Consider the following 12,315-nt stretch of genomic DNA (forward strand, 5'->3'; position numbering starts at 1 on the left):
TACCCGTGTGGCATCCCGTCAGATCTGCTCGCGGGTCTTCGCTTTTTATAGACCCGGCAGTCCGGTTCCGCCCATCCAAAACGCACTGCCATGGCTAAATTTAAAAACAAATACCGCATCGCCTCAGCCCGTGCCCAATGGTGGGATTATGGCTGGAATGCCGTGTATTTCATTACAATCTGCACCCGTAACCGTGAACATTTTTTTGGGGAAATCAACGATGGGAAAATGATATTGTCGTCCGTAGGGGTGATTGCCGATATTTTATGGTATGAAATTCCAAATCATTCGAAATTTGTTGAATTGGGCGATTTTGTGGTCATGCCCAATCATATTCACGGGATTTTGATATTGGATAAACCGGATGGGAAAAATGATATCGATGATACCGTGGGGATTGATACCGTTGTTGTAGAGACAGGGCATGCCCTGTCTCTACAACCCCAACCCCAACCCCCATTCATCGGACAAAACCGTTTTCAGAATATTGGAAAAAATACGGTTTCGTCCATCATTGGGTCATACAAATCGGCCGTGACCAAACACGCTAACCGAATGGGATTTAAAAACGGATGGCAACCCCGTTTTCACGACCATATCATAAGAGATGATGCGGAATATCAACGCATTTCGGATTACATCATAAACAATCCCGCCAATTGGAAGGATGATAAATTCTATGCATCATGAGTATAACAACTGAAAATACATTTGAAACCGCCCTTGTTCAATCCCTTGTAGAACAAGGTGGCTATACCGAAGGTAATGCACAAGATTACAGTCCAGCTTTGGGCTTGTTTAAATATGAGGTCATTCGATTTTTACAGGAATCGCAACCCAAACGCTGGGAAAAGATTTCGGCCATTCATGGAACAGAGGCAGAAAACAGAGTAATTCAGCGGCTGTACAAAGAAATGGATTTACGGGGCAGTTTGGATGTGTTACGTAACGGCTTTGTAGATTATGGAGTTCGGTTTCAAATGGCCTATTTTCAGCCTGCTTCGGGTCTTAATCCGGATGCGGTGGACTTGTACAATAAAAACAGTTTAAAAGTCTATCGACAGATATATTACAGCACGAAGAATAAAAATTCGGTTGATATTGTCTTAGCCCTGAACGGGATTCCACTTGCCACAATGGAATTGAAAAATCAATTCACCGGGCAAAACACAGGTAACGCACTTAAACAATACAGCATCACGAGAGATAACCGGGAGACCCTTTTTACTTTCAAAAAAAGATGTTTGGTTCATTTTGCCGTTGATCAGGATGAAGTATTCATGTGTACGAAATTGGAAGGGAGTAAAACCTACTGGCTACCTTTTAATAAAGGCTCTAATAATGGTAAAGGAAATCCGCAAAACCCTGACGGATATCGAACGTCCTACTTGTGGGAAAACATCCTTCAAAAAGACAGCTGGATGGAAATCATTCAGCGATTTGTACATCTGCAAACAGAAGAAATCGAAGTTGACTTGCCTGCGCCAAACGGGCAAGCAGGTGGAAAAGTTTTTAAAAAAGAGAAATTAATATTCCCACGCTATCACCAGTTAGATGCTGTTCGGGAGATTGGCAATAAGGTTTTGGAAGTAGGTGTGGGTAAAAACTATCTCGTACAACACTCGGCAGGTTCGGGAAAAAGTAATTCCATAGCCTGGTTAGCTTATCGATTATCCAGTTTGCACAATGCACAGGAGGAAAGAATTTTTGATTCGGTCATTGTTGTAACAGACCGTAAAGTCCTTGACCAGCAGTTACAAAATACCATCTACCAATTTGAGCATAAATCCGGGGTTGTACAGAAAATTGATAAGGACAGTAACCAATTGGCTTCTGCTCTGGGTTATGGGACAAATGTAATTATCACCACATTACAGAAATTTCCGTTCGTGGTGGATAAGGTTGGTGAACTACCGGACAGAAAGTATGCGGTTATAATTGATGAAGCCCACAGTTCACAAGGTGGTGAAGCCAGTAAGAAAATGAAAGAAGTCTTGGCTTCAAAATCTTTGGAAGATGCAGATAAAGAAGATTTGGAAGAAGACTATACCGGGGATGATTTTGTTCGTGAACAAATAGTGCGATCAGCAGCCGCAAGAGGTCAGCAGGACAATATTTCATTTTTTGCTTTCACTGCAACCCCCAAGTATAAAACCTTACAAGTATTTGGAGATAAAGACCTGCCTGCGCCAAGACCACAAGCGGGTCAATTCTGTATTTATGTTCTAAAATGTTCAAACAACTCTTTTTACATAGGACAATCTCAAGATTTTCCAAGAAGATTTTCTGAGCATGAACGAGGTGAAGTTAGTTGGACGTCTAAATATTTGCCCGTAGAATTAATTCATTGGGAAGTTTTTAATACACGTGAAGATGCCGTTGATCGAGAGAAGAAACTTAAGACTGGATTTGGTAGGGAATGGCTAAAGCGTGAGTTTGAAAAACAGACATTAGCGAAGTGGGCGCGGCAGGCAGGCTCAGAAGGGAAACCCAAACCATTCCATTTGTACTCTATGCGTCAAGCCATAGAAGAAGGTTTTATTTTGGATGTATTGCAAAACTACACCACCTACGAGCTTTATTTTAGACTGACAAAAGCCATTCAGGAAGACCCACAACTAAACAAGAAAAAAGCTGCAAAAGCCATTGGGAAATATGTTTCATTGCACCCCCACAATTTGGCACAAAAGACAGAAATCATCATTGAGCATTTCAGAGATGTAGTCTCCAAAAAAATTGGAGGAAAAGCCAAAGCCATGTTGGTTTGTGGGTCAAGACTCCATGCAAAAAGGTATTTTGAAGAATTTGAAAGCTATATAGAAGAGAAAGGCTACGATAATGAAATAAAAATTCTGGTCGCTTTTTCAGGAAAAGTAATTGACGATGATGTGCCACAAGGGGTTTCAGAACCGGAAATAACAGGCTACAGTGAAAAAGAACTACCAGGTGCCTTTGAGAAAGATGAGTATAAAATCCTGATCGTAGCAGATAAGTACCAAACCGGATTTGACCAACCGCTACTTCATACCATGTATGTTGATAAAAAGCTTTCAGGAGTTAAAGCAGTACAGACGCTTTCACGTCTAAACAGAACTTGCCCCGGCAAAGAAGACACTTTTGTTTTAGATTTTGCCAATGAGAGAAAAACGATTCTGGATTCCTTCCAACCCTACTATGAAGTTACATCCGTAACTGAGGAAACGGATATCAACCATCTGTACGACTTGAAAGCAAGGCTGGATCAATTTCAAGTTTATTGGGAACAGGAAATAGAAGCATTTGCCAATGTATATTTTGACCCCAAAACCAAATTAAACAATCCAAAACAACAAAAACATCTTTATGCTTTCACAGACCCTGCTGTTGATAGGTATCGAGCCATATCCGAAGAAGAAAAGCAAGACGAGTTTAAAAAAGGTTTACGTTCCTGGACAAACCTCTATGCTTTCCTATCTCAAATCATGCCTTTTATTGATGCAGAATTTGAGAAGTTCTATGCCTATGCCAAGCTATTACAAACCAGACTTCCAAAACGAGAACTTTCAGAATCCTTGCATTTAGATGATGAAGTAGCTTTGGAGTATTATCGCTTACAGAAGATTAAAGAAGGCTCCATTGAATTGCAAAAGGGAGAAGAAGGAGAATTAAGTGGGACATCCGAAGCAGGACTGAAAAGGGCAAAAGACGAAGAAGCGTTATTATCGGAAATTATTAATGTACTCAACGATCGCTTTGGGACAGAATTTGAAGAAGCAGACAAACTTTTCTTCGACCAAATTGAAGCAGAATTGATGGAAGATGAAACCTTGCAGACACAAGCAAGAGTAAACAAAATTGATACATTTAAATTCGCATTCAACGACAAATTCATTGACAAGCTCATCGGACGTATGGATCAAAACCAAGATATATTTGAAAAAATACTGGAAGACAAGGTGTTTGGAGACTTAGTAAAAGAGTTGATGATGAAGAAAATTTATAAAAAACTAAACGAATGATGCCCACGCTTCACAGCCACACACATTGCCAAGCCGCTCATGCCAACGCTTGAACCCAAGCTTGTCAAAGAGTGTGTCTGTCCCAACGCTCGACAGAACCGAAAGAAAACCGAGCGGACGAAAAAGAAGCACAATGCCCTAATCGAGTGGATGGCCGCAGGCCGTAAGCCTGCGGAGCACCCCTCACGATTTATCCCGAAAATCGGGACCAACAAGCGTACGGGTCTCGTAGCTTCCCTGCATCCCGGCTCGTCACTAAAATGACCCAAATGGGTCATTTCTTAACGCTCCGCCCCAGTTCACTGGATTATAGGTTGTGCCCGCCTGAATGACAGAGTCGGGCAGGATTTGTAGCTGTTGACCCAAATGAAATACTACCCACGACATTGTATAAGCGTAACGCGGGGTGAATTGTATGCGTCGAATGGGGTAAATCCCGGCAGTGAGCCTATCAATTGTAGGATAGATAAAGAATCGGTTTGGCATGTTGATTTTTGGAGGCAGGAGGGAAAGTCATCAGGACGATTGCGGTGGGAGCGTGCTATCTGGTTCCAGTGTCTATAATTAATAGATCCTAAGCTCCTTGGGGTACAGTTATCGACACTATTCGTAAACGAAAAAAGATTTTCCATCACCGAGGCCGATAGAAAGCCGTTTATTACCATTTTTCGGTTTGCTTTACCACAAAACGCGCCTTTTGGTGGCATAGCGATGGGCAATTCAATTTCACAATCTGGTTCCCAATATCCTGGAAAGGCCAGGTTGATCAAAATAGCAAAGCTGCAGGTGGATAAGTTTTCAATAATTCTGTAATTTTAACAAGGCAAGTTAATAACGCATGCATCCGGGACTTAGCGCTCTCTGCTGACGCCGAATGCCGGATAATCCGATCAATATGGACCAATCAACGCTTAAGGAAGTCTATTTGAAGTGGGACGGTACCCATATTGGGCATCTGAAAACCCTGTATCAGGAAAGTATTGACGACGCCTCGTTTATTCCCCATACTATTGCCCTATTGACAGCAGGCAAGGGAGTTGAAGTGCCAGGCAGCTGGGTGGTGAAGCATCATGTGGAACAGGGAAACCTGCTTAACACAACACAAGTAGATCAATTGGTAAGGTGTTTGGGAGCGCTACATTATTGGCAGGCCCAGCTTCACCTACTTCAAATAATCCCTATGATATCGCTCACCGAGGAACAAGCCGAGCATCTGGAGCCCGTTGTTCGAAATCACCTGTCTTCTGATCGCGCCTTTGTCAAAGCCTCGGCCTTTGCGGCTTATTTTGAGATTGTAAAATTTTTTCCCGGGCTAAAGAATGAATTCCGCTTGCTCAGTGAAGATTCACTGGAAAAAGTGAGTGCTTCGGTAAAGGTCAAAATCAGGCGGATCTTAAACCAGCTAGACGGGGACAAAAACAAATAGCTTGTCTTTCCTGACCGGAAGGCGATACGGGTTTAATTGTCGAAATCAACGGTAATAAAAACGGAATAGATGCAATAGCTGAATCTTCTGAATTTTATAACCGATACCCGGATTTGATGGCCGGGAAACTACTGCAGCATCCGCCTTAGTTCCGCGATCTTTTCCAGTAAGGCTTCCCGGCGATTGCCCGGATCGGACCGCACCGTTTCGTTACTTCCCAGGTAGAGTTGGCCGATAAAACGGACCGTTTCCTCATTACCTTCCTCCTGGATTTCTTTCCAAAGTGCAGCGGCTTCCTCGCTTTTTTCCAGGGCTTCCAGTGCAAATAAAGCCAGTAGTTGTTCGGACCGATTGAGAGATATACCGGAGGTAGCGGCTTGCACCTGCTGCATGTGGGAGCGGAAGGAATCCTGCTGATTCCGGGCTTTCGCCACCAGCCCCAGCAAGTAATCCTGCATGGTTTCGTTGGCAGTGAATGGCTTACCTACACCCAGATTTTCGGGCCATTCCAGGGATTTTTCAAGTTTGGTCTGCGCGGCGTTCCAGCGTTTTGCCTGCATGTCCTCCAGGGCTGCATTCAGGTAAACCGTCTCAAAGAGTGCACGTCCTTCTCCCGCTCCCTCATAAGGCAGCACCTTGATTTTATCGAGCAGGGCCATGGCCTGCTTGTACTGTCCAAGGCTGTTGAGTATCCGGATGTAATCCATTTCCAATACATAATTTCCCGAAAACCGGCTTGTGGCTTTTTTTAGTAAGGAAAGCGCCTCCTGCTCCTGTCCGTTTTCTGCCCTATGCCGGGCCAGGTGTTGCCAATGCCTCCATTGCGCAGGATCCATTTCCCAGGCCTTTTGCAGGTCTGCCGATGGGTCCCTGTCTTCTGCCCGCTCAAGCAATAAGGCCCGGTTCAGGTAAAAGGTGGCCTCGTCTGCTGCATCGCCGATCTCTGTCAGTAGCTTTGCCGCCTGCTGTATTTCATTAAATGCCAGGCTGTTCAGGGCAAGGTAATAATCCAGCTTCCAGTGCGAGCGTTTCTCACGGGCCTGCTGCAGCAGGTGCAGGGTCTCTTTGCGGTAAGGGAGCACAAAGGCAATGGGTTTGGCCAGCAGGGCATCCAGTTTCGAATCGGTTTTCTCCTCATCCAGTGCCGCCATCCAGAGGTCTACAAGGGCATGCTCGGGACTCAGTGCCAGGACCTGCAGGGCATCCGGCTTTTGCTTATATTTCAGGTAGGTGGCGGCCAGTTCCAGGTGTGTCTGGTATGGAAATTCATTGTTGATCAGGGACTGAAATGTCTCCAATTTTGCCGCATCCGGCTCGTTCAGGTACTTTTCAAACCGGATAAAGTGATTCAGAGGATCGATTTGCCATAGCTTTTCCAGCACGGAATCTACAGCTTGTTGTTCTCCCGCCAGCCTGTGTTTGACGGCAAGCACCTGATAGGCCATGATGTTGTGTACATTGTAATCCAGGGCTTTCCGCGCATAATCGGCAGCCATTTCCAGGTTGTTTTCAGCGAGTTGGAGCTCCGCCATGGCGGTATAAGCCGAGGAGCGAAACTCCATGGACCGGGATGCCCATCCGTAGGCTTCCAGCGCATCAACAGGCCTGTCCATTGCCCGGTAAATACTACCAGCTACAAAATTGGCCTGCGGATCGAAAAAATCAGTAGAGAGGGGCTGAGAAATTTGTTCCAATGCTTCTTCATAACGGCCAAAGCGGAATAACAGCTCGGCATAGTCGATACAGGCCTGCTGGTGTCCTGGCTCCTCACGGAGAATTTCCTCGTATTTTGATTGGGCCTGAGGATAGTCCCTGCTGTAGTAATCCTGCCGGGCACTGTAATACAATTCTTCGATGGCCGACAGCGGGGCCGCGTCGGCTTTATCAAACGACCGGCTCAATTACATGGGGTCTTCGCTCGCCCAGGAATAAACTTTCTCGTTACCCAATACCAATTCCAACTTTTCAAGCGGGCCGTTCAGAGGAAGTCCTTTGCGGATCACATCCATGGGCTGTCCGGAGAGGGAAATGTTTTGAGCAGCCTGGTCGTTGATGTAAACCAACAGGTTTTCATTGATAGTTTTCAACGGGTTCAGGGCGATAGAAAGGGTCTGCTCTTTTTCCTGAATATGAAATACTCCGCTGCGGCTTACGGTACTGATACCCCCGATCTGCTTGACAGGAAACCAGTAATCCGTCCAGCGATCTATGCTATAGGGAGCAAAGCCAGCCTTTGTAAGGGGACTGGGTTGCCGGCTGGAAGGGGAAAACTGATTGAGCATCCGGCCCGCCTGGAATTCCATGTACTGCCCGCTATTGTCCGTCAGCAGGTCTTCCCAAATGCCTCCCGATCGGGACAAAGCCCAGAGCCATAACTTTTTGCCGGGCATGTCATCGTAGCTGGAAAAATGTCCGAATCCGTAGCCCTGATCGTGAAAATACCCGCCAAAGTGATTCCGAAAGGATCCTGCCATGTGGTGGGATTTGCTGGAGCCGAAGGCATTATTGGCATATAAGCTCACATTTTTCCCTCCCTGGATCGGCCAGTCCATCAGTGCTCCGCTGTGTTGCAGGGCGATGTGTCCGGGATAAAAAAACTCCTGATCGTCTCCCACATGAGCTGCTGCCGTCATCCAGTGGTAATAGGGCTGGCGGAGAGGCTCGGGATTGTACCAGATCCCCTCTGTCTCGAAGTAGGCCTTTTCCTTCGGAAGATTGATTTTCACGCGCCATTGCGTACGGGAGGGAAGATCCATTGTCCCTACCACGCAGGTGATGCTGCCGTCTTCGTTTTCGTAGGTAATGTAGTCTACGGGCGAGGCCGTAGAGGGGGCATGTCCGATGATGCCAAAATTAAATTCAATACCACCCGAGGTCCAGGGGCCGCGCATGGCAATGTTCCGGAATTTGACGACTTCGTTTTCGTAGATGAAATCTTTTCCGGTAGATTTTTCCACAGCACCCCATACCCGGCCTCCGATTTCGGGCATGACCCTTACTTCGAGGTACTCATTTTCCAGCGTAATGAGCTTCCAATCCTGCTCCACCGGATCCTTACTGTATCCTTCAAATTTAAAGTAGGGATAAATATCAGGTTTATATGCCAATGAGGGTACCGGACTGGGATCCGAAAATGGATAAGTTGTGTAAGTAGTGGGTTTTTCCGATACCTCGACTTGCTGTCCCCAGCAATAAGGTGCCACTACAAGGCATATTCCGGCAATGCTGTATTTGATATTCATGCGTTTGGGGGTGAATTTAGCCTAAATGTAATAAAAATCCGGCTCAAAAACCTGTGCAAAAAATGAAACGGTCTACAGGAGCGATCACCGGCTGATTCAGGTTCTCAGTCGCAGCAAATTCGAGAAAAAGTTTTGGGAAAAGGCAGTTCGAAAATTTGAAGGAAGCTCCGGAGAGAGATTGAAAACCGGAAGCACCGGCGAGCGGAAACAAAAAAGGAGGCAAATCTGCCCCCTTTTACGCAATACAAGTTTTAAAATTATTGGTTTTCTATCTCTTCCATCTTGGCATCTACCTTTTCCTTAACTTTCGGGCTTTGATTGTAGGCAATGGACATTTCCTGAAATTTTTGGATTTCCATGCCATTGTCTACAATGTGCTGTTGAAGCTCTTGCTGGCTTTCTTGCTGTACTTTCATGATTTCCTGTCCGGCTTCGTTAAACAAGGCGATCTCATCCGGGTCATCGGTTGCGTCCATGATATTGCCCTGCCGCTGGGCCTGCATCAGGGCCTGAAATCTGGGTACTTCCATTCCTTTGTCTTCCAGTATCCCCACCATTTTCGCTTCTACTTCTGCCTGCATGGGTGCAAGGGACTGGTTGATGGTAACAAATTGTTCATATTCTTCGTCTGTAAAATTGTCATTTACCTTTTGGCCTCCCTGTGGAAGCTGTTGTGCGATGCTTCCGTAGGCAAAGCAGACGGATAACAAAAGGGAAAATAGAGATGCATTCAATAGTTTTGAATAAGTCATGATTTCGTTTACTTTGGATTAAAATAAAATTCAAGTACTTTCTTGCAATAAACATTCCAAAATTATAAAATTTCCTTGTTAAAGTTAGTTAAATAGGATAAAAATGAAAACCAAAATCTACGGCATTAAGAATTGCAATACGATGAAAAAGACCTTTGCACTTTTTGAAGCAGAAGGCAAAGCATATGATTTTGTGGATTACAAGAAGGAGAAGCCTGACAATGCGTTGCTTGAGAAGTTCATTGATACCCTTGGGCTGGAAACGGTGGTAAACAAACGGGGCACTACCTACAAGCGTCTCGATGATACTGCCAAAAAGGATTTAGATAAAAAAGAATCCGCTATGCCCATACTTCGGGAGAAAAGCAGCATGATCAAAAGGCCTATCCTTATTTTTGAGGACGGAAGCATGCTAGCCGGATTGGATGAGGCATCAATAAGGCAGAAAATTTAGCGGCCAAACTTACCTGCTGACCTGATTCAGGTCTGTATGGTCCATGGGTAAAAAATTTACTTCCAGATAACCTCCGGCAGCATTGGGCTCAGTGAGAAACTGAGGCGTTCCTTTCACCCAGTCTACCGTTTGCCGGTGTACGTGTCCGGCAAAGACACCCAGCAAGTTTTCTGCATTGAATACTTCCCGGTGAAAGTCCATGGTAGTTTGGGTATGCCCCTTCTCCGGCCACCTTTGTCTGCGCTCCAGTTGATAATTCTTGTCATTTTCAGCCTTGAAGTCGGGGTGTCCGCATCCGTATCCTAAGCTCCTTCCCGGTGCATATAGGGGTATATGCATCATCAGTGCCATGGGAAGTCCCCTGCGGACCTGCTCCTGAAAAAATGTCAGTTGTTCCGGCAGGATTTCATAGTAGCTGTTATCGATGTTGACCATATTGATTCCATTTACCTCTTCAGCATACATGAGGGGGTTGTTTCCTTTGTACAGGGGCAACAGCCGCCTGTTGATCCAGGTCTCCCTAAGCTGGTGCAGGCTTCCTTCCATGCCTTCATAATGCCAGTCATGATTGCCGCTGGAATAGAAATAGGGCATGTCCAGGCTATCTAATCTTTCCATTGTCCACTCGATGGCAGCCTCGGAGGGGAAGCTAAACAGGTCTCCAGTCAGGGTAATGGCGTCTGCATTTGATTCCCTGGCGATTTTCAATGTTTGTTCAAAAGCTTCTTCAGGATGCGTGGCCTCACCGGTGAGGAAATGTTTGGTCTCGTTGTAGGCCCCCGCCATTCTGCCGCTGAATTGCCGGTAGGGTTTACCGCGCTTGTCGTCACGCCAAAGGTGGGTGTCGGTAATGTGCAGGATTTTTACAGCCTGTTTCAGATGGGGTACATGAAAATCGATTTTAAAATCATTGACGGCTACAGTGAAGGGTTGCTTCTTGTAGTTTACATTACCGGTAGCCGCCTTCAATGATCCGGACAGGCCCATGCCAATGCCGGCAGAAAGCATCCCGGCTTGTTGAAAGAAATGTCTCCTTTTCATATTTGTTTACTCATTCCAAAGGGGTGCAGTAAGTCCGTTCAGGTCCCAGACTACGCGACCGGCTTTGATGGTAAGTTCATTTTCCAGTTTGTATTTCCCCTTCATTTTACCCTCTCCGGTCTTTTCTGTAAAGCCGAAGTCGCCCTCCAGTACATTAAGAACAGCGATATCAGCTTTTACACCGGGGCTAAGGTGTCCGAATTCTGTACGCTGGATGACCTGGGCCGGCTTCCAGGTGGAAGCGGTGATCACCTCCTGCAGGTTCATGCCCATGTTCAAAAACTTAGACATGACATTATTCATGTTTTTCATGCCGCTCATGATGCTGCTCATATGGCTGTCGGTACTGATAACGTCAGGTTTAAGCCCTTGCTCCATGGCAGGGATTGCGTGCTTGAATGCAAAGCTAGAGCCTCCATGTCCCACATCATATACGATCCCTCGTTCCTGGGCCGCCTTGACAAATGGGCGTAGGTTACCTCCCTTATCTACAATGGCTTCCCTGCCAAAGCCGCCTCCACCGAAAATGTGGGTGTAGATGTCGCCGGGCCTCAGCTTCTCCATAAAAAGGGTTTCCAGGGACAAGGGGGGATTGGCACCTCCAAAATCCACCATTACCGGAATATTGGCCCGCTCTCCGGCTTCCACCAGGCGGTCTATTTGCTCCCATTGATGCCCCGAGTAATGCGCTACTTTTATCCCAACGATATCATCGGGAAATTGTCGCGCCACTAAAGCGGTCATCTTAGGATCCATGTCGTTGAGATTTTGTTCGTAGGGCGAGCCTTTCATACCGTGGCCAACGATGTTGAGCATGGCCAATACGCGGGTTTGAACCCTATCAATCACCTGTTCCTTAAACTGTCTGAAATTTCGCCATCCGGCTCCTCCTGTATCCACCACTGTGGTCACACCGTAAGGAAGCGTAAATCCATCCGGATGTATGGAATTATACCCGTTGCTGTACTGACCGTAAGGGTCCAATCCGTAAAAATTATGGGTATGGATATCTACCAGCCCGGGGCATACATAAAGTCCGCTGGCATCAATTACCTGAGCGGCAAGGTCAACTGCAATTTCGTGCTGAACCAGTGCCACTGCCTCTCCTTTGATGGCGATATCCATGACCTCATCGATCTTGTTTTTTGGGTCAATCAAATGGCCCCCCTTGATCAGTATGTCATATTGCTGGGCTGCTGCGGGCAGTAGCAGCGCAAAAAATAAGACAGCCATCAGGCTGTTTTTCAGCGCTAAGGAGAAAGGTTCTGGATTTTTCAATACGGGGATTGTACGGGCGGCTTGCATAGGGATTATTTTTTTCATCAAAGTAAAAATTTGGCAGTCCAGTTGCAAGAATTTTTTTAATGTGACAACACAATAAAAATTTATCTGGTGAATTTGG

Annotated in this window: 9 protein-coding genes; 4 read left to right on the forward strand and 5 right to left on the reverse strand. The window is 45.9% G+C overall.

Going from position 1 to position 12,315, the window contains the following annotated elements:
- Positions 1-90 precede the first annotated feature (90 nt).
- The 3 genes from BUB19_RS02550 to BUB19_RS02570 all read left to right on the forward strand — a co-directional run bounded on the left by BUB19_RS02550 (position 91) and on the right by BUB19_RS02570 (position 5,424).
- Positions 91-690, forward strand: coding sequence for a transposase (locus BUB19_RS02550; RefSeq protein WP_073091338.1), 600 nt, complete (start codon positions 91-93; stop codon positions 688-690).
- Entirely contained in the window at positions 687-3,998 is a 3,312-nt protein-coding gene (locus BUB19_RS24080; RefSeq protein WP_178371426.1) for a type I restriction endonuclease, read from the forward strand. The genes BUB19_RS02550 and BUB19_RS24080 overlap by 4 nt, the downstream gene beginning before the upstream one ends.
- Before the next feature lie 895 nt (positions 3,999-4,893).
- A complete protein-coding gene (locus tag BUB19_RS02570) occupies positions 4,894-5,424 on the forward strand; it encodes a hypothetical protein (protein ID WP_143155888.1) in 531 nt (176 codons plus the stop codon).
- 128 nt (positions 5,425-5,552) lie between these two features.
- On the opposite strand, the gene BUB19_RS24440 is transcribed toward BUB19_RS02570, so the two are convergent.
- The 3 genes from BUB19_RS24440 to BUB19_RS02585 all read right to left on the reverse strand — a co-directional run bounded on the left by BUB19_RS24440 (position 5,553) and on the right by BUB19_RS02585 (position 9,418).
- Positions 5,553-7,325: a tetratricopeptide repeat protein gene (locus BUB19_RS24440; protein ID WP_245802757.1), complete on the reverse strand. Its 1,773-nt coding sequence runs from the start codon at positions 7,323-7,325 to the stop codon at positions 5,553-5,555.
- Complete coding sequence (locus BUB19_RS24445) at positions 7,326-8,666, reverse strand: DUF5107 domain-containing protein (RefSeq protein ID WP_245802758.1); 1,341 nt, start codon at positions 8,664-8,666, stop codon at positions 7,326-7,328.
- Positions 8,667-8,923: 257 nt separating this feature from the next.
- Complete coding sequence (locus BUB19_RS02585) at positions 8,924-9,418, reverse strand: hypothetical protein (RefSeq protein ID WP_073091348.1); 495 nt, start codon at positions 9,416-9,418, stop codon at positions 8,924-8,926.
- A gap of 103 nt (positions 9,419-9,521) precedes the next feature.
- Between BUB19_RS02585 and BUB19_RS02590 the strand changes: the two genes are divergently transcribed.
- Positions 9,522-9,872, forward strand: a complete 351-nt coding sequence (locus BUB19_RS02590; protein ID WP_073091350.1) for a Spx/MgsR family RNA polymerase-binding regulatory protein — start codon at positions 9,522-9,524, stop codon at positions 9,870-9,872.
- 9 nt (positions 9,873-9,881) lie between these two features.
- Here BUB19_RS02590 and BUB19_RS02595 read toward each other — a convergent pair whose 3' ends face one another.
- Together BUB19_RS02595 and BUB19_RS02600 are read right to left on the reverse strand one after the other, a co-directional pair.
- Complete coding sequence (locus BUB19_RS02595) at positions 9,882-10,913, reverse strand: metallophosphoesterase family protein (RefSeq protein ID WP_073091352.1); 1,032 nt, start codon at positions 10,911-10,913, stop codon at positions 9,882-9,884.
- Between the two features lie 6 nt (positions 10,914-10,919).
- On the reverse strand, positions 10,920-12,236 hold the full coding sequence (locus BUB19_RS02600; RefSeq protein WP_317041565.1) for an amidohydrolase/deacetylase family metallohydrolase: 1,317 nt from the start codon (positions 12,234-12,236) through the stop codon (positions 10,920-10,922).
- Between the last annotated feature and the right edge of the window lie 79 nt (positions 12,237-12,315).

Source organism: Cyclobacterium lianum (assembly GCF_900143075.1).
Taxonomy (GTDB): domain Bacteria; phylum Bacteroidota; class Bacteroidia; order Cytophagales; family Cyclobacteriaceae; genus Cyclobacterium; species Cyclobacterium lianum.

What these genes read in the sequence shown, in the direction of transcription:
- BUB19_RS02550 (WP_073091338.1), top strand. Translation starts at nt 91, where the DNA reads ATGGCTAAATTTAAAAACAAATACCGCATCGCCTCAGCCCGTGCCCAA.
- BUB19_RS02585 (WP_073091348.1), bottom strand. Translation starts at nt 9,418, where the DNA reads ATGACTTATTCAAAACTATTGAATGCATCTCTATTTTCCCTTTTGTTA.
- BUB19_RS24080 (WP_178371426.1), top strand. Translation starts at nt 687, where the DNA reads ATGAGTATAACAACTGAAAATACATTTGAAACCGCCCTTGTTCAATCC.
- BUB19_RS02600 (WP_317041565.1), bottom strand. Translation starts at nt 12,236, where the DNA reads ATGAAAAAAATAATCCCTATGCAAGCCGCCCGTACAATCCCCGTATTG.
- BUB19_RS24445 (WP_245802758.1), bottom strand. Translation starts at nt 8,666, where the DNA reads ATGAATATCAAATACAGCATTGCCGGAATATGCCTTGTAGTGGCACCT.
- BUB19_RS02590 (WP_073091350.1), top strand. Translation starts at nt 9,522, where the DNA reads ATGAAAACCAAAATCTACGGCATTAAGAATTGCAATACGATGAAAAAG.
- BUB19_RS02595 (WP_073091352.1), bottom strand. Translation starts at nt 10,913, where the DNA reads ATGAAAAGGAGACATTTCTTTCAACAAGCCGGGATGCTTTCTGCCGGC.
- BUB19_RS02570 (WP_143155888.1), top strand. Translation starts at nt 4,894, where the DNA reads ATGGACCAATCAACGCTTAAGGAAGTCTATTTGAAGTGGGACGGTACC.